Annotated in this window: 18 protein-coding genes; 2 read left to right on the forward strand and 16 right to left on the reverse strand. The window is 74.4% G+C overall.

Going from position 1 to position 20,074, the window contains the following annotated elements; all coding sequences use genetic code 11:
* Position 1: 1 nt before the first annotated feature.
* The 3 genes from nadD to ACFVVL_RS04765 form a co-directional block, all read right to left on the reverse strand.
* Complete coding sequence (nadD, locus tag ACFVVL_RS04755; RefSeq protein WP_380294488.1) at positions 2 to 634, reverse strand: nicotinate-nucleotide adenylyltransferase; 633 nt, start codon at positions 632 to 634, stop codon at positions 2 to 4.
* 97 nt (positions 635 to 731) lie between these two features.
* Positions 732 to 890 (reverse strand): hypothetical protein, encoded by a 159-nt coding sequence (locus tag ACFVVL_RS04760; RefSeq protein WP_344342390.1) that lies wholly within the window; start codon positions 888 to 890, stop codon positions 732 to 734.
* Between the two features lie 177 nt (positions 891 to 1,067).
* Complete coding sequence (locus ACFVVL_RS04765; RefSeq protein ID WP_387671371.1) at positions 1,068 to 1,214, reverse strand: hypothetical protein; 147 nt, start codon at positions 1,212 to 1,214, stop codon at positions 1,068 to 1,070.
* A 265-nt stretch (positions 1,215 to 1,479) separates the two neighbouring features.
* Here ACFVVL_RS04765 and ACFVVL_RS04770 point away from each other — a divergent pair, with 265 nt between their 5' ends.
* Complete coding sequence (locus tag ACFVVL_RS04770) at positions 1,480 to 2,568, forward strand: M48 family metallopeptidase (protein ID WP_387671373.1); 1,089 nt, start codon at positions 1,480 to 1,482, stop codon at positions 2,566 to 2,568.
* 95 nt (positions 2,569 to 2,663) lie between these two features.
* Here the strand turns inward: ACFVVL_RS04770 and ACFVVL_RS04775 are convergent, their stop codons facing one another.
* The 13 genes from ACFVVL_RS04775 to ACFVVL_RS04835 form a co-directional block, all read right to left on the reverse strand.
* Complete coding sequence (locus ACFVVL_RS04775; RefSeq protein ID WP_387671374.1) at positions 2,664 to 3,728, reverse strand: hypothetical protein; 1,065 nt, start codon at positions 3,726 to 3,728, stop codon at positions 2,664 to 2,666.
* Between the two features lie 125 nt (positions 3,729 to 3,853).
* A complete protein-coding gene (locus ACFVVL_RS04780) occupies positions 3,854 to 4,444 on the reverse strand; it encodes a hypothetical protein (RefSeq protein ID WP_380294491.1) in 591 nt (196 codons plus the stop codon).
* Positions 4,445 to 4,544: 100 nt separating this feature from the next.
* Positions 4,545 to 5,867 (reverse strand): glutamate-5-semialdehyde dehydrogenase, encoded by a 1,323-nt coding sequence (locus ACFVVL_RS04785; protein ID WP_387671376.1) that lies wholly within the window; start codon positions 5,865 to 5,867, stop codon positions 4,545 to 4,547.
* Between the two features lie 235 nt (positions 5,868 to 6,102).
* Positions 6,103 to 6,627 (reverse strand): hypothetical protein, encoded by a 525-nt coding sequence (locus tag ACFVVL_RS04790; RefSeq protein ID WP_380294493.1) that lies wholly within the window; start codon positions 6,625 to 6,627, stop codon positions 6,103 to 6,105.
* Positions 6,628 to 6,768: 141 nt separating this feature from the next.
* The gene (gene proB / locus ACFVVL_RS04795; RefSeq protein WP_380294494.1) at positions 6,769 to 7,905 is read right to left on the reverse strand and encodes a glutamate 5-kinase; all 1,137 of its coding nucleotides are present in this window, start codon (positions 7,903 to 7,905) and stop codon (positions 6,769 to 6,771) included.
* Positions 7,906 to 8,125: 220 nt separating this feature from the next.
* Positions 8,126 to 9,604 (reverse strand): GTPase ObgE, encoded by a 1,479-nt coding sequence (gene obgE / locus ACFVVL_RS04800; protein WP_380294495.1) that lies wholly within the window; start codon positions 9,602 to 9,604, stop codon positions 8,126 to 8,128.
* Positions 9,605 to 9,706: 102 nt separating this feature from the next.
* Entirely contained in the window at positions 9,707 to 9,964 is a 258-nt protein-coding gene (gene rpmA / locus ACFVVL_RS04805; protein WP_355372266.1) for a 50S ribosomal protein L27, read from the reverse strand.
* Between the two features lie 12 nt (positions 9,965 to 9,976).
* Positions 9,977 to 10,291: a 50S ribosomal protein L21 gene (rplU, locus tag ACFVVL_RS04810; protein WP_030309710.1), complete on the reverse strand. Its 315-nt coding sequence runs from the start codon at positions 10,289 to 10,291 to the stop codon at positions 9,977 to 9,979.
* A gap of 219 nt (positions 10,292 to 10,510) precedes the next feature.
* On the reverse strand, positions 10,511 to 14,194 hold the full coding sequence (locus ACFVVL_RS04815; RefSeq protein WP_387671379.1) for a ribonuclease E/G: 3,684 nt from the start codon (positions 14,192 to 14,194) through the stop codon (positions 10,511 to 10,513).
* A 396-nt stretch (positions 14,195 to 14,590) separates the two neighbouring features.
* Complete coding sequence (locus tag ACFVVL_RS04820; RefSeq protein WP_380294624.1) at positions 14,591 to 15,391, reverse strand: TIGR03936 family radical SAM-associated protein; 801 nt, start codon at positions 15,389 to 15,391, stop codon at positions 14,591 to 14,593.
* Positions 15,392 to 15,563: 172 nt separating this feature from the next.
* A complete protein-coding gene (locus tag ACFVVL_RS04825; RefSeq protein ID WP_387671382.1) occupies positions 15,564 to 15,989 on the reverse strand; it encodes a PIN domain nuclease in 426 nt (141 codons plus the stop codon).
* Positions 15,990 to 16,208 (reverse strand): type II toxin-antitoxin system VapB family antitoxin, encoded by a 219-nt coding sequence (locus tag ACFVVL_RS04830; protein ID WP_387671384.1) that lies wholly within the window; start codon positions 16,206 to 16,208, stop codon positions 15,990 to 15,992.
* A 121-nt stretch (positions 16,209 to 16,329) separates the two neighbouring features.
* Entirely contained in the window at positions 16,330 to 18,258 is a 1,929-nt protein-coding gene (locus ACFVVL_RS04835; protein WP_380294621.1) for a TIGR03960 family B12-binding radical SAM protein, read from the reverse strand.
* A gap of 418 nt (positions 18,259 to 18,676) precedes the next feature.
* Here ACFVVL_RS04835 and ACFVVL_RS04840 point away from each other — a divergent pair, with 418 nt between their 5' ends.
* On the forward strand, positions 18,677 to 19,972 hold the full coding sequence (locus ACFVVL_RS04840) for a M14 family zinc carboxypeptidase (RefSeq protein ID WP_387671386.1): 1,296 nt from the start codon (positions 18,677 to 18,679) through the stop codon (positions 19,970 to 19,972).
* Positions 19,973 to 20,074: the final 102 nt, after the last annotated feature.

Genomic DNA, 20,074 nt, shown 5'->3' on the forward strand with positions numbered 1-20,074 from the left:
ATCAGGTCCGGTGCGGCGCGTACAGCGCCCGCTTGTCGATGTAGCGGACCACGCCGTCCGGGACGAGGTACCAGACCGGCTCGCCCTTGGCGACCCGGTTGCGGCAGTCCGTGGAGGAGATGGCCAGCGCCGGGACCTCCACCAGGGAGACCCCGCCCACCGGGAGCCCGGCGTCCGACAGGGTGTGCCCCGGCCGGGTGCACCCGATGAAGTGGGCGAGCGAGAAGAGCTCGTCGGAGTCCCGCCAGGAGAGGATCTGGGCGAGCGCGTCCGCGCCGGTGATGAAGAACAGGTCGGCGTCCGGGTGCAGCGCGTGCAGGTCGCGCAGGGTGTCGACGGTGTACGTCGGGCCCTCGCGGTCGATGTCGATGCGGCTGACCGAGAACTGCGGGTTCTCCGCGGTGGCGATGACCGTCATCAGGTAACGGTCCTCGGCCGGGCTGACCTCACGGTCGCTCTTCTGCCACGGCTGCCCGGTCGGGACGAAGATCACCTCGTCCAGGTGGAACGCGCTGGCGACCTCGCTGGCGGCGACCAGGTGCCCGTGGTGGATCGGGTCGAAGGTGCCGCCCATCACGCCGAGACGGCGCTTCTCCCGCGCCGGTACACCGGGATTCCCGGTCTGCTCTCCCATGGCGCCACACCTTACGCGACGCCCGTTGCGGTGCGGGAACGGCCGGGTGACGGGCGTCCCGGGGGCGGTGCCGCACCCCGGGCCACCGTCGGCCGGGTCAGCGGTCCCGGTTGAAGCGGGTGGTCACGAAGAGCAGCACCAGGAGGACGAACAGCGCGGCGCCACCCGTCAGGTACGGGTTGAGGCTGTCGTGGTTGCCCCCCTCGCCCTCGTTCGCGAGGAGGTTCAGGACGGGGAGTGCGGCGGCAGTGCTCATGGTCGGCGGGACCTTCTCGGCTCGGGTGGCGGGCAGGGGGTGTCGTGCGGGCCGGTGAGGGCCCACCCGTCATCGTACGGGGGGTTACACGGCAACCGCTCGGCGGCCCACCGCGGCTGAAGCGCCGTGAGCCGGGGCCCGGCGGCGGCGGGCGGACGGGCCCGTCCCGGGCCGGTGTCAGTTGTTGCGGCTGGCCCGCAGCAGGATCCAGGCCAGCAGGCCCACGCCGACGAACGACGCGACCACGATGATCCGCAGGAAGAGCCCGGGGCCGTTCTCCGCGGAGATCGGGGCGGCCAGGCTGGCAAGGGCGGCGGTGGACATCTGCGGGCTCCTCGGACTGCACGGTGCCGCGGCCTGAGGTGGCCCGGCTCTCCCGGGCATTCAGGGTAAACCGCCCTCACACCCGCGCCGCCCACCGCCCCCGCGGGCGCCGTCCGCGCCGCCCCGGACGGCCGGCGCGCCACTCGGGACACGCCGTCGGGGACGAGTGCGCAACCGCGGACGTTGTCCGGACAGTCGTTGCAGACGAAGACCAGCGGGGGCCGGCCGGGGACCGGGGCCACCGTCGACAGGGAGGCAGTCACACATGACCGACACGACCGCGAAGACCCCGAGCCGGCGCCGCCAGCGCTTCCCGGAGATCTCCACCCGGGCCTGGGAGCACCCGGCGGACCGCTCGGCGCTCGTCGCGCTGCGCAAACTGACCGGTTTCGACGACGTGCTGAAGAGGCTCGCCGGCCTCGTCTCCGAGCGCTCGATCCGGCTGATGTTCCTGGCCACCGCCGTGAAGACCTCCGAGCGGCAGTTCCCCGAACTGCACGAGATGGTCCGCGACGCCGCCTACGTGCTCGACCTGGAGAAGGTGCCGGACCTCTACGTCACCCAGGACCCGACGGTCAACGCCTACTGCATCGGCATCGACACGCCGGTGATCGTGGTGACCAGCGGCCTGGTGGAGCTGCTGGACGAGGAGGAGCTCCGCTCGGTGATCGGCCACGAGGTCGGCCACGCGATGTCCGGGCACGCCGTCTACCGGACGATGCTGATGATCCTCACCAACATCGCCACCCGGATAGCCTGGGTGCCGCTCGGCAACCTGGCGATCATGGCCATCGTCACCGCGCTCAAGGAGTGGTTCCGCAAGGCCGAGCTCTCCAGCGACCGGGCCGGCCTGCTGGCCGGGCAGGACCTCCAGGCCTCGATGCGGGCGCTGATGAAGCTGGCCGGCGGCCACAACCTCGCCGAGATGAACGTCGACGCCTTCCTGGAGCAGGCCGCGGAGTACGAGAAGGCCGGCGACCTGCGCGACGGCGTGCTCAAGCTGCTGCAGGTGCTGCCGCAGAGCCACCCGTTCGCGGTGGTGCGGGTCGCCCAGCTGAAGAAGTGGGCCGAGAGCGAGGAGTACCGCTCCATCCTGGCCGGCGCCTACCCGCGCCGCACCGACGACCCGGACACCTCGGTCGGCGAGCAGTGGCGGGCCGCCGCCGAGCACTACACGACCTCGGTCAAGGAGAGCAAGGACCCGCTGATGGGCCTCATCCGCGACGTCGCGGGCGGCGCGGCCTCGGTCGGCGGCAAGCTGCGCGACACCTTCACCGGGGCCGGGCGCGCCAACGGCAACGGCAGCGGCGGGAGCGGCGGCGGCAAGGAGGGCGGCTCGGGCGACAACGGCTGAGGCACCGCCCGCGGAAACGTTCCGACGGCCCCCGGTCACCCGGCCGGGGGCCGTCGGGCGTCGCAGGGTCGGGGGTCGCAGGGGCGCGGGCGGCCTCAGCTGCCCGCCAGCACCCCGCACACCTGCCAGGCCGGCCGCGCGTGGTTGCCCGGGTCCACCGTCTGCGGCCCGGCCGGCGACGCGGTGGCCTCCGTGCCCGCCAGCACCGGCTGCACCACCCCGGCCAGCGAGCCGTCGCACGGCGCCGGCCCGGCCTGCAGCACCGAGTCCACCAGCCGCAGCTGCGCCGCCGCCAGGTCGACCCGGTCGAACTCGAAGGTCAGCTGCCGCCGCACGGTCTCCAGGGTCACCGGCGCCCCGCTCGGCGCCCCGGCCGGCTTCAGCGCGTAGACGAAGGTGTGGTCGGTGGTGATCCGCAGCGTGCCGCTGTCCGCCTCGTCGATCCGCATCGCCCCCGCCACCTTCACGGTGTCCGCGGCCAGCGCGACCTGCGCCGGGTCGAAGCGGACCAGCCAGCCGGTCAGCGCGTGGTGCCGGTCGTCGACCGGCTGGACCACGCTCGCGTCGAACTGGGCCTGCTCACCGGAGGTGACGAAGGTTCGCACCTCCGCGGTCGCCCCCTGGACCAGCACCGCCGGCGACAGCGAGGACGCCACCAGGTAGCGCTGCACGGTGTCGAGCGCCTTGGTCACCTCGACCCGGGAGAAGTGCCCGCTCGCCGCCCCGGTCGGCGTGCCCAGCCCGACCGCGCCGTCGCTGTAGCCCTGCGGCAGGCCGGCGAAGGGGTTGGCCGGGTCGGCGACCGCGTGGACCGGCGAGGCCGGGGTCAGCGCCACCAGGCTCACGGTCAGCTGGCTGCCCTGGGGGCGGGCGGTGGGCCGCACCGGCGAACTGACGCCGAAGTACACGGCGGCGCCGAACGCCAGCAGGATCACCAGCAGCAGCGCGAGCGCCTGCCGGGGCACGGTGCCGAGCGGGCCCAGCCGGACCTTCGGCCGGGTGGGCCGGCCGAACGCGCCGGACAGCCGCTCGCGGGCCGACAGCTCCTGGATCCGGGCAGCCCGGACGAACGATTCGTCGAAGACGACGGACCGGTACTCGTCCTCGTTTCCGGAACCACCCTCGGGCGCACCCTCCGGAGGCTCACGCGGGTCACCCATGACACCAGGGTAAGGCGCACCCTCGCCCCTCCACGAGGGTCCTGCGACAGTTCGCCGCAAACCCTCCGTGACCGGTCACGGCCGCCTCCGGGCACCCCGTCGCGCCGCCCCCGCCACCCCGCGGTTCAGCCCGTCGGCGCGGTGACCACGAGCGAGGGCTCGACCTGCGGCGGCGCCGGGTCGACCCCGGGACTGCTGCTGCCGGACTCGGGCCGCCGGGGCGTCCCGCCGGCCCCGCCCACGCCCTGGTAGATCGCCGCGACCGCGACCGCGACCAGGCTCACGCCCATGATCACGGCGAGCACCCAGGCCACCGGGCGGTGCCAGCGCTGCTGGGCGACGTACCGGCCGCGGCCCGCGCCGACCGGGTCGAAGCCCCCCGGGCGCCAGCGCCGCGGGCGCCGTCTCCCGGAGGCCCGGCCGGGGCCGGTCCACGGATCGGGGTAGAGGTGGTCGTCGTCGAGCCGGCTCGGGTACGACCGCAGCTCCAGCGGCAGTCCGTCCCCGGCCGGGGCGTCATAGGCCCAGCCCGGACCCGTCGTGTCCGGCTCGAACCGGGCCTCGGCAGCGGCGAGCTGCCGCTCCTTGGCCGTCGGCTCGTGCACGGCGGCGGATCGCACGAAGGCCTCGTCGAAGACCACGGTGGCGAACTCGTCGTCCGCACCACCGTGGTCGGCACCGTCGGGGTACGGCAAGCCCCCCACATCGTCAGCCACGGATTCAGCGTATTACCGGGCGGGCGATTTGTCTGGGGCTCGGGGCAGTTGGTCCGTCACTCGTGTGACGGCCGGCCGGCGCCGGACGGCCCGGACGGGCTCAGCCGGCGGCCGCGGCGCCGCCCACGGTCGGCGTCGCCGCGCCCCGGACGTGGCCGTCACCAGTGACGATGTACTTGGTGCTGGTCAGCTCGGGCAGGCCCATCGGGCCGCGGGCGTGCAGCTTCTGGGTGGAGATGCCGATCTCGGCGCCGAAGCCGAACTCACCGCCGTCGGTGAACCGGGTCGAGGCGTTGACGGCGACCGTGGTGGAGTCGACGAGCTGGGTGAAGCGGCGGGCGGCGGCCTGCGAGGTGGTGACGATGGCCTCGGTGTGGCCGGAGGTCCAGCGGCGGATGTGCGCCACGGCGGCGTCCAGCGAGGGGACGACGGCGGCCGCGATGTCGTACGACAGGTACTCGGCCTCCCAGTCCTCGTCGGTGGCGGGCAGCACGGTCGCGGCCGAGCCCTCGGCGGCCTTGAGCACCGCGTCGTCGCCGTGCACGGTGACCCCGGCCTCGGCGAGCGCGGCGAGCGCGAGCGGCAGGAAGGCGTCGGCGACGTCCTGGTGGACGAGCAGGGTCTCGGCCGAGTTGCAGACGCTGACCCGCTGGGCCTTGGAGTTGAGCAGGATGCCGACGGCCATCGCGAGGTCGGTCTCGGCGTCGACGTAGACGTGGCAGTTGCCGGTGCCGGTCTCGATGACGGGGACGGTGGAGCCCTCGACGACGGTGCGGATCAGCGAGGCCCCGCCGCGCGGGATGAGCACGTCGACCAGGCCGCGGGCGCGCATCAGCTCCTGCACCGACTCCCGGCTCTCGCCCGGGACGAGCTGGACCGCGTCGGCGGGCAGCCCGGCGGCGGCGACCGCGTCGCGCACCACGGCGACCAGCGCGGTGTTGGAGCGGTAGGCGGAGGCGGAGCCGCGCAGCAGCACGGCGTTGCCGGACTTCAGGCAGAGCGCGGCGGCGTCGACGGTGACGTTGGGGCGGGCCTCGTAGATGATGCCGACGACGCCGAGCGGGACGCGGACCTGCCGCACGTCCAGGCCGTTGGGCAGGGTGTAGCCGCGCACGACCTCGCCGACCGGGTCCGGCAGGCCGGCCACCGAGCGGACGTCGGCGGCGACGGCGGCGATCCGCTCCTCGGTGAGGGTGAGCCGGTCGATCACCGACTCGGCGGTGCCGGCCGCGCGGGCGCGCTCGACGTCCTCGGCGTTGGCGGCGGTGATCTCGGCGGCACGGGCGACCAGGGCGTCGGCGACCGCCAGCAGCGCGGCGTCCTTGGTGCCGCGCGGCAGCGGGGCGAGCGAGGCGGCCGCCTCCCGGGCTCGGCGCGCTACGGCGAGGACGGGGCTGTCGGCGGTGGCGAGGTCGCTGCTCATGCGCCCAGCGTAGTGGAGGGCCCGCACCCTCCCCCGCCCCATTTCACCCGGTGAGACACCCCTTCTCCCCCGGGCTCGCTCGCCTCCGGGCCGCCCCGGACGGGTGCCGGCGGTCGGCGCTCCGGTGCCCCCTCGATCCCTCCGGGGCCTCCTCGCTCCTCCCCTCCGGCGCCCGCGCGGCCCTTCGGCCCGCCCGCCGCGGACACGTCCGGTCCGGCCCGCTCGCGGGGAGGTCTCAGTACGGGTGGACCCCGCCCAGTTGCGGGGCCGGGCCGGCGAAGCCCTCGGCGACGCGCTTGTGGTACGTCGCCCGGTCCACCACCTCCAGGCCGACGATCTCCCACGGCGGCAGCTTGGCCGTCACCTTGTGCTCGCCCCACAGCCGCAGCGCGATCGCCGCCGCGTCGTGCAGGTCCCGGGCCTGCTCCCAGTAGCGGATCTCGGCGTGGTCGGCGGCGTAGCGCGCGGTCAGGAAGAACGAGTGGTCGTGCGCCAGCCGCTCAAGGCCGGCCCGCAGCTCGGACAGCGGGGTGACCGACCCGGCCACGCTGAGCACCACGTGCCAGAGCCTGGCCTGTTCGGGTCCGACGGGCGGTTCGGCGCCGGGGCGCCGCTCCGTGCGGAGCCGGTGCACCGTCCCGGGTCCCTGGGGCGGCGGACCGGCCGGCCCGGCGGCGCCGTCGTCCGCGCCGCCGTCGATGCTGGTCAGCCGCCGGCCCGCGGTCCCTCCGGTCAGCGCTGCCTCGCGCCTGCGTTCCACCGGCGGCCTCCTGTTCGGCGATGTCGTGTCGTCGTACCCGCCGGCCCCGGCCGGCGCGCGTACGACCGCGCCCCTCCTCGCCCGTGGCCGGGCGTGCTCCCCGTGCGGAGCCGCCCGCGCTTCCGGCGGTCCGGCGGCGGGTCAGCCGCGCAGGACGACCAGGTCGTCGCGGTGGACGACCTCCCGCTCGTAGGCGGCGCCGAACTCCTGGGCCAGGTCCCGGGTGGACCGGCCGAGCAGGCGGGGCAACTCCCTCGCATCAAAGTTGACCAGTCCGCGCGCCACGATGTGGCCGTTTTCGGCAAGAAGGTCCACCGGATCACCCGCGGCGAACTCGCCGTCGACCTTGGTGACCCCGGCGGGCAGCAGCGAGGCGCCGCCGGAGACGACGGCGTCGACGGCGCCGGCGTCCAGGTGCAGGGCGCCGCGCGGGCTGCTGGCGTGGGCGAGCCAGAGCATCCGGTCGGAGGAGCGGCTGCCGGTGCGCAGGAACAGGGTGCCGGTGGGGCGGCCGGCCAGCGCGTCGGCGGCGTGGCTGGCGGCGGTGAGCACGACGGGGATGCCCGCGCCGGTGGCGATCCGGGCGGCCTCGACCTTGGTGACCATGCCGCCGGTGCCGACCCCGGCCTTGCCGGCGCTGCCGATCTCGATGCCGTCGAGGTCGTGCGGTCCGGCGACCTGGTCGATCCGGCTGGTGCCGGGGCGGGACGGGTCGCCGTCGTAGAGGCCGTCGACGTCGGAGAGCAGGACGAGCAGGTCGGCGCGGACCAGGTGGGCGACGAGGGCGGCCAGCCGGTCGTTGTCGCCGAACTTGATTTCGGCGGTGGCGACGGTGTCGTTCTCGTTGACGACCGGCATCGCGCCCATCGCCAGCAGCTGGTCGAGGGTGCGGTAGGCGTTGCGGTAGTGGGCGCGGCGGCTGGCGTCCTCGGCGGTGAGCAGGACCTGGCCGACGCGCAGGCCGTAGCGGGCGAAGGAGGCGGTGTAACGGGCGATCAGCAGGCCCTGGCCGACGCTGGCGGCGGCCTGCTGGCGGGCGAGGTCCTTGGGCCGCTTCTCCAGGCCGAGCGGGGAGAGGCCGGCGGCGATGGCGCCGGAGGAGACGAGCACGATCTCGGGGGCGTCGGGGCGGGTGCGGACCTTGGCGAGGGCGTCGACCAGGGCGTCGACCCGGTCGGCGTCGATGCCGCCGGCGGCCGTGGTCAGTGAGGAGGAGCCGACCTTGACGACGATGCGCCGCGCGGTCAGCACCTCCGCCCGCAGTTCGTCCTCGCTCATCTCGGGTTCGCCCTTCCGGTGTGGTGCGCTGGCGGCGGGCGCGGGCCCGGCCTGTCCCCCGCAATCTACGCGATCGGGACCTGCGGACGGCATCGCGTTCCGCCCGCCGGACAGCGTCCGGACCGGCCGCCGGGCGGCCCACGGCGCGTCAACGCCGAGGCCCCCGCCGCCCGTTGGCACGGGCGGCGGGGGCCTGTCGGTGTCCCGGGGGCGGGCCGGCTCAGTAGTCCTCGTCGTCGCCCTCGATGGCGGCCTGGCGGCCGCTGGAGAGCGCCTCGAAGGCGAGGTACTCGGCCTCGGCGGCGTCCTTGCCCTTCTGCTTGTCGCGGCGGCGGTCGACGGCCGGGCGCTGGGTCTCGAAGCGGTGGTCCTCACCGCGGCGGCCGAGCATCTCGGCGCCGGCGGCCATGGTCGGCTCCCAGTCGAAGACGACGGCGTTCTCGTCGGGGCCGATGATGACGGTGTCGCCCTCGTGCGCGCCGACCTTCCACAGCTCCTGCTCGACGCCGAGGCGGGCCAGCCGGTCGGCGAGGTAGCCGACGGCCTCGTCGTTGGAGAAGTCGGTCTGCCGCACCCAGCGCTCGGGCTTGCCGCCGCGGATGCGGTAGGCGCCGTCCTCCTCGGTGATGGTGAAGCCGGCGTCGTCCACGGCGACCGGCCGCAGCACGACCCGGGTGGACTCCTCGACCGGCTTGGCGGCGCGGGCCTCGGCGACGATCTGCGCCATGGCGAAGCTCAGTTCGCGCAGGCCCTTGCGGGAGGCGGCGGACACCTCGAAGACGCGGTAGCCGCGCTCCTCCAGGGAGGCGCGGGTGAGGTCGGCGATGTCCTGGCCGTCGGGCACGTCGACCTTGTTGAGCGCGACCAGCCGCGGCCGGTCGTCGAGGCCGCCGTACTGGGCGAGTTCGTCCTCGATGGTCTCCAGGTCGCTCAGCGGGTCGCGGCCGGGCTCCAGGGTGGCGCAGTCCAGGACGTGCACGAGGACGGAGCAGCGCTCGACGTGCCGCAGGAACTCCAGGCCGAGGCCCCTGCCCTGGCTGGCGCCGGGGATCAGGCCGGGGACGTCGGCGACGGTGTAGACGGTGTCGCCGGCGGTGACCACGCCGAGGTTGGGGATCAGGGTGGTGAACGGGTAGTCGGCGATCTTCGGCTTGGCGGCGGAGAGCACGGAGATCAGCGAGGACTTGCCGGCGCTCGGGTAGCCGACGAGGGCGACGTCGGCGACGGACTTGAGCTCCATCACGATGTCGCGGGCGTCACCGGGCTCGCCGAGCAGCGCGAAGCCGGGGGCCTTGCGGCGGGCGGAGGCGAGCGCGGCGTTGCCGAGGCCGCCGCGGCCGCCCTGGGCGGCGACGAAGCTGGTGCCGTGGCCGACGAGGTCGGCGAGCACGTTGCCCTGCTTGTCCAGGACGACGGTGCCGTCCGGCACGGCGAGGACGAGGTCCTGGCCGTCGGCGCCGGTGCGGTGGCCGCCGGCGCCGGGCTTGCCGTTGGTGGCCTTGCGCTTGGGCGAGTGGTGGTATTCGAGCAGGGTGGTGACCTGCGCGTCGACGGTGAGGATGATGCTTCCGCCCTCGCCGCCGTTGCCGCCGTCCGGGCCGCCGAGCGGCTTGAACTTCTCGCGGTGCACGGAGGCGCAGCCGTGGCCCCCGCTGCCCGCGGCGACATGGAGCTCGACGCGGTCCACGAAGGTGGTCATGGGTGTGCCTCCGATGTGAAAGAAGATGGTTCTGCCTGCGGTAAAGCGCGAAGGGTGGACCGGAACATTCCGGCCCACCCTTCAGTGTGAGTCAGGTGTGACTCAGGCCTCGACGGCCACGACGTTGACGACCTTGCGGCCGCGGCGGGTGCCGAACTGCACGGCACCGGCGGTCAGCGCGAACAGGGTGTCGTCGCCACCGCGGCCGACACCGGCACCCGGGTGGAAGTGGGTGCCGCGCTGGCGGACGATGATCTCGCCGGCGGAGACGACCTGGCCGCCGAAGCGCTTCACGCCGAGGCGCTGGGCGTTCGAGTCACGGCCGTTGCGGGTAGAGCTTGCGCCCTTCTTGTGTGCCATCTGGCTATCCCCTTACTTGACCGAGTCGATGCTGGTGATGCGCACCGCGGTGTGCTGCTGGCGGTGACCCTGGCGACGGCGGTAGCCCGTCTTGTTCTTGTAACGCAGGATGACGATCTTGTCACCCTTGGTCTGGTCGACGACCTCGGCGTGGGCCTTGACGCCGGCCAGCACCCACGGGTCGGAGGTGACGGCCTCGCCGTCGACCACCAGGATGGTGGAGAGCTCCACCGAGTCACCCGGCTTGGCCTCGATACGGTCGATCTCCAGCACGTCGCCGACGGCGACCTTGTGCTGGCGGCCGCCTGCGCGAACGATCGCGTACATGCGGTACCTACTTTCCCAACTCGGTCGGAGCTCCTGATGCCAGCCACCTGGGTACGGACACAGGGGACCTCTCCCATGGGCCTCTCGCGAGGACCGGGAGGTGATGTGCTCGGGAGCGTGGCGTAGACACGCCAGTGGTCAAGAATACGGACCGGCCGCCGCGGGGGCAAACCGGCCCGTACGGGTCCGGGGCGGAGGGTGTCCGCCCCGGACCGGGCACTACTCGGCCGCCGTATCACCCTCGGCGGCCGCCGCCTTCTTGGCCGCCGCGCTCGTCCGCTTGGTGGCGGTCTTGCGGGCGGTGGTCTTCTTCGCCGCCGCCGTCGTCTTCTTGGCGGCGGTGGTCTTCTTGGCGGCGGTCTTGCGGGCCGCCCGCTTCTTCGGCGCCGGCGCCTCCTCGGCGGGCTCCTCGGTGACGGCCGGCTCCTCGGCGGCCGGCTCCTCGGCGGCCGGCGCGGTGACGGCCGGCTCCTCGACGGGGGCCTCGGCGGGGGCCGGTGCGGCCGCCTCCTCGGTCACGACCGTCGCCTGCGCCTCGGCCGGCTGTTCCCCGGCCGGGGCCTCGGCGGCCGGGCTGACGGCCGCGAGGGCCGACTCCAGCGCCGCCTCGGCCTTGGCCTGCAGCACCACGATCTCCGCCTCGCCCGGCGCACCGGCCGGGGCGGTCGCCTTGCGCACCGCCCGGCGGCGGGGCCGCCCGGCGGGAGCGGCGGCCGGCGCGGCCGGGGCCTCGACGACCGGGGCCGGGGCCTCGGCCGGCTCGGCGGCGGCCTGCGCAGACGTCTCCTCGACGCCCGGCACCTCGATCGCCAGCTGGCCCTCGATCTCCTCGCGGACCGGCGCCTCGACGGCGGCCTCGGCGGCCTCGACGGCCTCCTCCGGCTCGGCGGCCTCGGTGGACGCGACCGCCTCGACGGCCTGCGGCTCCTCGTGCGCCGCGCCGCCCTTGCCCCGGCGACGGCGCTTGCCGCCGCCCGAGCCCGCGTCGACGGCGGCCGCGCCGCCACCGGTGTGCACGTGGGCGCTCGGCTGCTCCATGTGGACGATCACACCGCGGCCGTTGCAGTGCACGCAGGGCTCGGAGAAGGACTCCAGCAGCCCCTGGCCGACCCGCTTGCGGGTCATCTGCACCAGGCCCAGCGAGGTGACCTCGGCCACCTGGTGCTTGGTCCGGTCCCGGCCCAGGCACTCCAGCAGCCGGCGCAGCACCAGGTCGCGGTTGGACTCCAGGACCATGTCGATGAAGTCGATCACGATGATGCCGCCGAGGTCGCGCAGCCGCAGCTGGCGCACGATCTCCTCGGCCGCCTCGATGTTGTTCCGGGTGACCGTCTCCTCCAGGTTGCCGCCCTGGCCGACGAACTTCCCGGTGTTGACGTCGATGACGACCATCGCCTCGGTGCGGTCGATCACCAGCGAACCGCCGCTGGGCAGCCAGACCTTGCGGTCCAGCGCCTTCATCAGCTGCTCGTCGATCCGGTAGGTGGCGAACACGTCCACCTCGGAGGTCCAGCGCTGGAGCCGGCCGGCGAGGTCCGGGGCCACGTTGGAGACGTAGTCGTGGATGGTGTTCCACGCCTCGTTGCCGGAGACGATGACCTTGGTGAAGTCCTCGTTGAAGATGTCGCGCACGACCCGGACGGTCATGTCCGGCTCGCCGTACAGCAGCGCGGGGGCGTTGCCGGTCGCGGCCTTCTTCTGGATGTCCTCCCACTGCTGCTGCAGCCGCTGGACGTCGCGGGTCAGCTCCTCCTCGGAGGCGCCCTCGGCGGCGGTGCGCACGATGACGCCCGCGTCGTCCGGGACGATCTTCTTGAGGATCTGCTTCAGGCGGGCGCGCTCGTTCTCCGGCAGCTTGCGGGAGATGCCGGTCATCGAGCCCTCGGGCACGTAGACCAGGTAGCGGCCGGGCAGCGAGATCTGGCTGGTCAGGCGGGCGCCCTTGTGGCCGATCGGGTCCTTGGAGACCTGCACCAGCACGGACTGGCCGGACTTCAGCACCGACTCGATCCGGCGCGGGCCGCCGTGGCCGCCGAGCGCGCCGAAGTTGACCTCACCGGCGTACAGCACCGCGTTGCGGCCCTTGCCGATGTCGACGAAGGCGGCCTCCATGGACGGCAGCACGTTCTGGACCTTGCCCAGGTAGACGTTGCCGACGTACGAGGTGGCCTGCTCCTTGTTGACGTAGTGCTCGACGAGCACGCCGTCCTCCAGGACGCCGATCTGGGTGCGCTGGCCGTTCTGGCGCACCACCATGACGCGCTCGACCGACTCGCGGCGGGCCAGGAACTCGGCCTCGGTGATGATCGGCACCCGGCGGCGGCCCAGCTCGCGGCCCTCGCGGCGGCGCTGCTTCTTGGCCTCCAGGCGGGTGGAGCCCTTGATGGACTGCACCTCGTCCGGGTCGAAGGACGGCTCGGTGGAGCGGCGGCGCGGCTCGCGCACCTTCACCACCGTGCGGACGCCGTCCTCGGTGGTCTCGGCGGTCTCGACGGCGCCGGCCTCACCGCTGCGACGGCGGCGGCGACGGCGGCGGCGCGACGAGGACAGGCCGGCGGCCAGGTCGTCGTCCTCGTCCTCGTCCTCGCCGACCGGCTCCTCGGCGGTGGGCTGCTCGGTCTCGGCGGTCTCGGCCTCGGCCTCCTCGGCCTCGCCACGACGGCGGCGACGGCCACCGCGGCGGCGGCGGCGCGACGGGCGGCCGTCCTCCCACTCGTCCTCGGCCTCGGGGCCGGTGGCGGGGGCCTCGACGGCGGCGGGCGCCTCGACGGGCGGCTCCTCGACGACGGGCCTGGCGGCGGCGGCCTTGGTGGTGACGGCCCTGGTGGTGACGGCCTTGGCGGCCGCGGGCTTCTCGGCGGCGGGCTTCTGGCGGGCCGGGGTCTGCACCCGCACCGAGGTGCGGACGCGGCGGCGGCGGCCGACGCCGCTGTACTCGAACTCGTCCTCCTCCTCGCGCTCGGCCGGCGCGGCGGGCGCCTCGGCGGCGGCCGGCTGCGGGGCCGCCGGGGCGGCGGACGCGGCGGGGGCGACGAAGGGGGCGGGCTCCTGGAAGACCGGCGCCTGGAAGATCGCGGTGGACGGGCGCACGGCGCGGCGGCGCACCCGGTGGGGCGGCTCGGCCTCGGCGGCCGGCGCGGGGGCGGGCTGCTCGACGGCGGCGGGCGCCGGGGCGGCCGGGGTCTCCTCGGCCTCGGGCTCGGGCTCCTCGGCCACCGGCTCCTCGGCGGCGGGCGCGGGCTCGACCACCGGGGCGGCCTCGACCACCCGGCGGCGGCGGGTGCGGCGGGCCGGGGCGGCCGGGGCCTCCTCGGCGGGCGCCTCGACGGCCACCGGCCCGGCGGCGGGCTCGGCGACGGCGGCGGGCGTGGGCTCGGGCTCGGCGACGGCCTGCACCGGCTCCTCGACCGGCGCGGCCTCGGCCTTCTTGCGGGTCCGGCGGGCCCGCACGGGCTTCTCCGCCTTCTCCGGCGTCTCCGGCGCCCCGGCCTTCTCCGGCGCCTCGGCCTTCGCGGCCTTCTCGCTCTTCGCGGCCTTCTTCGGCGCGGCCGCCGGCTCGCCGGCCTCCGGCGCGGTGACCACGATGGCGGTGGCCTCGGGCGCACCGGCGGGCGCCTCGGCGCGCTTGCGGGTGCGGCGGGCGCGCACCGGCTTCTCCGCGGCCGGCTCGGCGGCGGCGGGCGCTGCGGCGGGCGCGGGCTCGGAGGCGGTCTGCGCCGGCTCCTCGGCCGTGATGACCGTCTCGGCGCTCTCCGTGGCCGCGCCCTGCGGCGCTCCGGCCGGGCGGGACACCGCCCGGCGGCGCCGGCGCGGCGGCGCGGCGGACGCGCTCTCGCCGCCGGTCGCGGCGGTGTCGTTCGGTTCCGTGGCCGCAGACTGCTGCGGATCGGTGTTATCGAGCATGCGGGTGGATCTCCCGTCAGGCCCCCGGGCTCCGCATCCGGGCACGGCGCGGCACCGGTGGCCGGCCGGCATCGCGACGATGCTCGGGCCGGACCCTTTCACGGTGCCGCCGCGCGGACGCGAGGCCGCACAGGGGCTCGTAGTCTCGCTCGGCGCCCCGCGCTCGGCGGGGTGTCGAAAGTCTTCTGGTCTGACCAGTCTTCTGAGGTTTTCCCAAGCTGCGCCGTCCCCCAACCCCGGGTGGCTCCCGGACGGGGTCCTCGGGCCCACCGACCGTCGGGGTCGGCGGGCCGCAAGAGGCCGGCCTGTGCTTCGACGACGCTCGCTCCCCTGGGGAGCCGCGGGGGCCTGGAGGACCAGCGGGCCCAGTGGGGAACTGGACCCGGCCTCCGCCCGCTAGGCGGACGCGGTTGCGCGCGGCTCGCCGGTGGCCACAGGGCCGGCCGGGGCCGCGGCGCGGTCGAGCGCCAGCGGGTCGGTCACCGTGCCGGTCCCCTCGTCGAGCGGCCCCTGCGCCAGCCTGGTCACCTCTGCGGGGACCGGCGGCGCCAGGTCGGCCGTCGCACGGAGACCGGACAACACGTCGTCGGGTCGTACGGCGGGTGTGGCGTGTCGTACTACCAGGCGCAGTATCGCACAGGGACGCCCGGTCCGAACATCGCGGGCCTCTTCGCCCGCCGTGTCCGCACCGCCGTCGACCTGCGGCGGGAGGAGTTCGATCGCGGCGACCGCGCCGCGCGCGTCGAAGACCCGGACGCCGTTCTTGGTGAGGCGTTCGACCTCGACCCGCTCCTCGGCGAGGAAGGCCGCGACGGCGCGGGCCGCCTCCTGGGGCTCGACCCCGTCGAGCCGGACCCGCCACTCGGAGGCCTCCAGGCGCTCCACGAAGTTGGACGTGCGCACCTCGACCGCGTCGATCACGTCGAGGCCCCCGGGCAGCGACTCGTCCAGCAGGACGCGCAGCTCCTCCGGGTCGCGAGGGGCGGCGAGCCCGATCTCCAGGTACTCCGCCTCGCTGGCCACACCGGTCGGCGCGGCGTTGGCGTAGGACACCTTGGGGTGCGGGGTGAAGCCGGCCGAGTAGGCCATCGGCACCGCCGACCGGCGCAGGGCGCGCTCGAAGGCGCGCTGGAAGTCGCGGTGGCTGGTGAAGCGGAGCCGGCCGCGCTTGGTGTAGCGGAGACGGATCCGCTGCACCGTCGGCGCGGGCGGGGGACCGTCGGGCGTACGGCGTGCCAGGGTCGCTCAGTCCTTCGTCAGTTTTTCCCGTCCGCAGCGGAGAGGTTTCCCCCCACTGTCCGGACGCTGTCACCTCAAAGGGTACGCGCCCCGGCCCACCCCTCGCCCCGCCCCGGTCGGCGGCCGGCCCTCAGGCCAGCGACCCGGGCTCCGCGAGCCACCGGGTCTTGAGCTCGGCGTGCTTGGCGATCGTCTCGAAGTCCCGGTCGTAGTGCAGCACGGTCAGCCCGTGGTGCATGGCGGTGACGGCGACCAGCAGGTCCGCGAGCCCTGCCGACCGGTGCTGTCCCGTCTCCACCAGGGACTGCTGCAGTGCCAGCAGTTGACGCCATGCGCCGTCCGGGACCGGACGCCACACGTACATCTCGGCCAAGGCGTCCTTGAGGTCGGTGTAGTGCTTCGCGGAGCGCGCGGAGTACAGCAGTTCCGCCTCCGTCGGCTCGCAGAGGCCGATCCGCCCGTGGTCGATGAGCTCGCCCCAGATCTCGTCCATCTCCGGCCGGACGATCCGGACATGCGCGGACGTGTCGATGAGGAACTGCTCAGTACCGCCCATTCAGCGCCATACCTCCTCTTTGAACCCCGGCTCCATCGCCTTGTCGAAGACCCCGTCGGCCGCCAGGGCCCGCATCCGCCCACGCGCCTGCCTGCGACGCTCGCGCATGCCGATCTCGATCAGGGCGGCATTGACCGTGTCCTTCTTGGTCGCGGTGCCGAGCACTTCGGCCGCGAGCGCCAGGGCATCTTCATCGATGTCGATCACTGTCTTGGCCATAGTAGATACCAATCTCTATAGATCCAAATCAGGCACCTAGAAGCATACCGCATTTCACTGTCGAATAATATTCGAACGCCCCTGCTGGATATATCCAACAGGGGCGTCTCGATCTATACGACTACTTGTTCACCACGGTGAGCGGGAGGAGCTTCTTGCCGGTGGGGCCGATCTGGATGTGGGTGTCCATCTGCGGGCAGACGCCGCAGTCGAAGCACGGGGTCCAGCGGCAGTCGTCGACCTCGACCTCCTCCAGGGCGTCCTGCCAGTCCTCCCAGAGCCAGTCCTTGTCGAGACCGCTGTCCAGGTGGTCCCAGGGCAGGACCTCCTCGTAGCCGCGCTCGCGGGTGGTGTACCAGTCGACGTCGACGCCGGTGCCGGCCAGGCCCTTCTCGGCGCTCGCCATCCAGCGGTCGTAGGAGAAGTGCTCGCGCCAGCCGTCGAAGCGGCCGCCGTCCTCGTAGACCGCGCGGATGACCGCGCCGACCCGGCGGTCGCCGCGCGAGAGCAGGCCCTCGACGATGCCGGGCTTGCCGTCGTGGTAGCGGTAGCCGATGTTCTTGCCGTACTTGCGGTCGCCGCGGATCGAGTCGCGCAGCTTGGCCAGGCGGGCGTCGGTGGCCTCGGCGGACAGCTGCGGGGCCCACTGGAACGGGGTGTGCGGCTTGGGCACGAAACCGCCGATGGAGACGGTGCAGCGGATGTCGTTCTGGCCGGTGACCTCGCGGCCCTTCTGGATGACGTTCTTCGCCATCTCGCCGATCTGGAGCACGTCCTCGTCGGTCTCGGTGGGCAGGCCGCACATGAAGTACAGCTTCACCTGGCGCCAGCCGTTGCCGTAGGCGGTGGCGACGGTGCGGATGAGGTCCTCCTCCGACACCATCTTGTTGATCACCTTGCGCATGCGCTCGCTGCCGCCCTCGGGGGCGAAGGTGAGGCCCGAGCGCCGGCCGTTGCGGCTGAGCTCGTTGGCGAGGTCGATGTTGAAGGCGTCGACGCGGGTGGACGGCAGCGAGAGGCCGATCTTGTCGTCGGCGTAGCGGTCCGCCAGGCCCTTCGCGACGTCACCGATCTCGGTGTGGTCCGCGGAGGACAGCGACAGCAGGCCGACCTCCTCGAAGCCGGTCGCCTTGAGCCCGCGCTCGACCATCTCGCCGATGCCGGTGATGCTTCGCTCCCGCACGGGGCGCGTGATCATGCCGGCCTGGCAGAAGCGGCAGCCGCGGGTGCAGCCGCGGAAGATCTCCACGGACATCCGCTCGTGGACGGTCTCGGCGAGCGGGACGAGCGGCTGCTTCGGGTAGGGCCACTCGTCGAGGTCCATCACCGTGTGCTTGGAGACCCGCCACGGCACGCCGGGGGCGTTCGGCACGACGCGGCCGATCCGGCCGTCGGCCAGGTACTCGACGTCGTAGAACTTCGGCACGTACACCCCGCCGGTGCGGGCGAGGCGCAGCAGCAGCTCGTCGCGGCCGCCGGGGCGCCCCTCGGCCTTCCACTCCCGGACGATCCGGGTGATGTCGAGCACGGCCTGCTCGCCGTCGCCGATCACCGCGCAGTCGATGAAGTCCGCGATCGGCTCGGGGTTGAACGCGGCGTGGCCGCCGGCCAGCACGACCGGGTCCTCGTCGGTGCGGTCGCGGGCGTCCAGCGGGATGCCGGCGAGTTCGAGCGCGGCCAGCATGTTGGTGTAGCCGAGTTCGGTGGAGAAGGAGAGCCCGAACACGTCGAAGGCGCGCACCGGCCGGTGGGCGTCCACGGTGAACTGGGGGACGCCGTGCTCGCGCATCAGCGCTTCGAGGTCCGGCCAGACGCTGTAGGTGCGCTCGGCGAGGACGCCCTCCTGCTCGTTGAGCACCTCGTAGAGGATCATGACGCCCTGGTTGGGCAGGCCGACCTCGTAGGCGTCGGGGTACATCAGCGCCCAGCGGACGTCGCAGGCGTCCCAGTCCTTGACGGTCGAGTTCAGCTCGCCGCCGACGTACTGGATCGGCTTCTGGACGTGCGGGAGGAGGGCCTCCAGGCGTGGGAAGACCGATTCGACAGTCATGTGTAGTGGGAACCCTTACGACGTTCGGGACCGCCGCGCACTTGGCGGGGGCGACGGCTGGGAGGGGTGACCCTCAAGGGTAGCCGAACCGCCGTGCGCCCCGGTCCGGCCGAGGAGCCGGATCCACCGCACCCGGACGGTCCGGGTACGGGATCCCGGCACGTGAACGCGGCCCCACCGGCGGCCCACCGCGGGCCCACCACGGCCCCACCGCGGGTGCCCGACGACTGTTGACACGCTCCGAGGGCGCGTGCGGTACTGACAAGGCTCCACCGGAAGGTCCTGTGCGTCCCCGGAACGAGGGAGTCGGCCGCGCGCGCACCGGCCGTGCCGGGACGACCCGGCGCGACCCCGCGCCGCGCTCCCGCCGAGGCCCCCGGCCGCGCCGCCCCGCCCGCCCCCCGAGGACAGGAGAGTCATGGCCGACACGGGCCGGCGGACGCGCCGGATCGACGCCCCGCGACAGGACACCGGGACCTATCCGACGGCGGCGCGCGCGGTCGCCGCGGCCCGCCGGCTGGCCCGCCGCCACCCCGGGCGCTGCCGGGTCCGCGAGGTGGGGCGTTCCCGGGCGGGGCGCCCGCTGGTCCTGCTCTCGGTGGACGAGGGCGAGCACACGGTGCTGGCCGTCGGCGGTCCGCACCCCAACGAGCCGGTCGGCGTGGCCTCCGCCGTGCGGCTGGCCGAGCGGGTGCTGGAGCTGCCGCCCCGGCCGGGGGTCGGCTGGCACGTCCTGCTCTGCCTGGACCCGGACGGCGCCGCGCTCAACGAGGGCTGGCTGAACGGCCCCCTCACCGCGGCCCGGCACTACGAGCACTTCTTCCGGCCGGCCTTCCACGAGCAGCCGGAGCTGCTGCCGCACCCGGACGGCCCGCTGGCGCCGATGCCGGAGAGCCGGGTGCTCACCGGGCTGATCGACGAGCTGCGCCCGGTGCTCCAGTGCTCGCTGCACGGCGTGGACTTCGGCGGCGCGTTCGTGCAGCTCACCCGGCCGCTGCCGGCCCTGGCGGAGCGCTTCGCCCGCTCGGTGGCGCGCGGCGGCATCCCGCTGGACGTCGACTCCTACGACGCGGTCGGCTGGGACAGCCCGGCCCCGGGCAGCTACGTGATGCCGCCGCCGGGCCGCCGCCGCCAGCCGCTGCCGGACCGCCCGGAGCTGTCCACCTGGTCCTACGCGGGCCGGTACGGCGGCACGACGGCGGTGCTGGAGGTGCCGATGTGGGCGGTCGACGCGGTCGGCGACGCCCGCCCGGCGCCGGACGTGCGCGCCGCCGTCGGGGCCTGCGCGGACCGGCTGGGCGGGCGGGTCGCCGAGCTGACCACCCTGCTGCCGCAGGTGCCGCCGCACGCGGGGGTGGCGTACGGGCCGCTGCTGCGCGCCGTCGAGTTCAACCTGGCGGTCTGCCGCCCGGTGGTGGACGACTGGCTCGCCGCCTGGTCGTCGGCGCCGCTGACGGTGTCCCGGGTGACGGCGGCGCGGATCGCGGCCGAGCGGGTGCCGCTGCGGATCGCCTCGATGCTGCTGCGGCTGCTCGCGGACAGCGGCGGTCCGGCGGCGGACGCGGCCCGGGCCCGCGCCCGCGGGATCGTCGCGGCGAGTCTGGAGGGCCTGCACCGGCTGGGCGCCCGCTGGGTGCCGGTGGAGACCCAGGTCGCCCACCAGACCCGGGCGGTGTTCGCCGCCGCCGACCTGCTGCTGCCCCCGGCCGGGTAGCCCCCGGCCGGGCCCCTCGCGGACCGGGACTCCCGGTGGAGCCGCACGCGCCGGGGGCCGGCCCGGGGAGATCCCCGGACCGGCCCCCGGCGTCCGCGGAGC

This window comes from Kitasatospora sp. NPDC058115, assembly GCF_042884635.1.
Lineage (GTDB): Bacteria > Actinomycetota > Actinomycetes > Streptomycetales > Streptomycetaceae > Kitasatospora.

Excerpts from the sequence above, each read along its gene's own strand:
- nadD (WP_380294488.1), bottom strand. The coding sequence starts at position 634 with ATGGGAGAGCAGACCGGGAATCCCGGTGTACCGGCGCGGGAGAAGCGC.
- ACFVVL_RS04760 (WP_344342390.1), bottom strand. The coding sequence starts at position 890 with ATGAGCACTGCCGCCGCACTCCCCGTCCTGAACCTCCTCGCGAACGAG.
- ACFVVL_RS04765 (WP_387671371.1), bottom strand. The coding sequence starts at position 1,214 with ATGTCCACCGCCGCCCTTGCCAGCCTGGCCGCCCCGATCTCCGCGGAG.
- ACFVVL_RS04770 (WP_387671373.1), top strand. The coding sequence starts at position 1,480 with ATGACCGACACGACCGCGAAGACCCCGAGCCGGCGCCGCCAGCGCTTC.
- ACFVVL_RS04775 (WP_387671374.1), bottom strand. The coding sequence starts at position 3,728 with ATGGGTGACCCGCGTGAGCCTCCGGAGGGTGCGCCCGAGGGTGGTTCC.
- ACFVVL_RS04785 (WP_387671376.1), bottom strand. The coding sequence starts at position 5,867 with ATGAGCAGCGACCTCGCCACCGCCGACAGCCCCGTCCTCGCCGTAGCG.
- proB (WP_380294494.1), bottom strand. The coding sequence starts at position 7,905 with ATGAGCGAGGACGAACTGCGGGCGGAGGTGCTGACCGCGCGGCGCATC.
- obgE (WP_380294495.1), bottom strand. The coding sequence starts at position 9,604 with ATGACCACCTTCGTGGACCGCGTCGAGCTCCATGTCGCCGCGGGCAGC.
- rpmA (WP_355372266.1), bottom strand. The coding sequence starts at position 9,964 with ATGGCACACAAGAAGGGCGCAAGCTCTACCCGCAACGGCCGTGACTCG.
- rplU (WP_030309710.1), bottom strand. The coding sequence starts at position 10,291 with ATGTACGCGATCGTTCGCGCAGGCGGCCGCCAGCACAAGGTCGCCGTC.
- ACFVVL_RS04815 (WP_387671379.1), bottom strand. The coding sequence starts at position 14,194 with ATGCTCGATAACACCGATCCGCAGCAGTCTGCGGCCACGGAACCGAAC.
- ACFVVL_RS04825 (WP_387671382.1), bottom strand. The coding sequence starts at position 15,989 with ATGGGCGGTACTGAGCAGTTCCTCATCGACACGTCCGCGCATGTCCGG.
- ACFVVL_RS04830 (WP_387671384.1), bottom strand. The coding sequence starts at position 16,208 with ATGGCCAAGACAGTGATCGACATCGATGAAGATGCCCTGGCGCTCGCG.
- ACFVVL_RS04835 (WP_380294621.1), bottom strand. The coding sequence starts at position 18,258 with ATGACTGTCGAATCGGTCTTCCCACGCCTGGAGGCCCTCCTCCCGCAC.
- ACFVVL_RS04840 (WP_387671386.1), top strand. The coding sequence starts at position 18,677 with ATGGCCGACACGGGCCGGCGGACGCGCCGGATCGACGCCCCGCGACAG.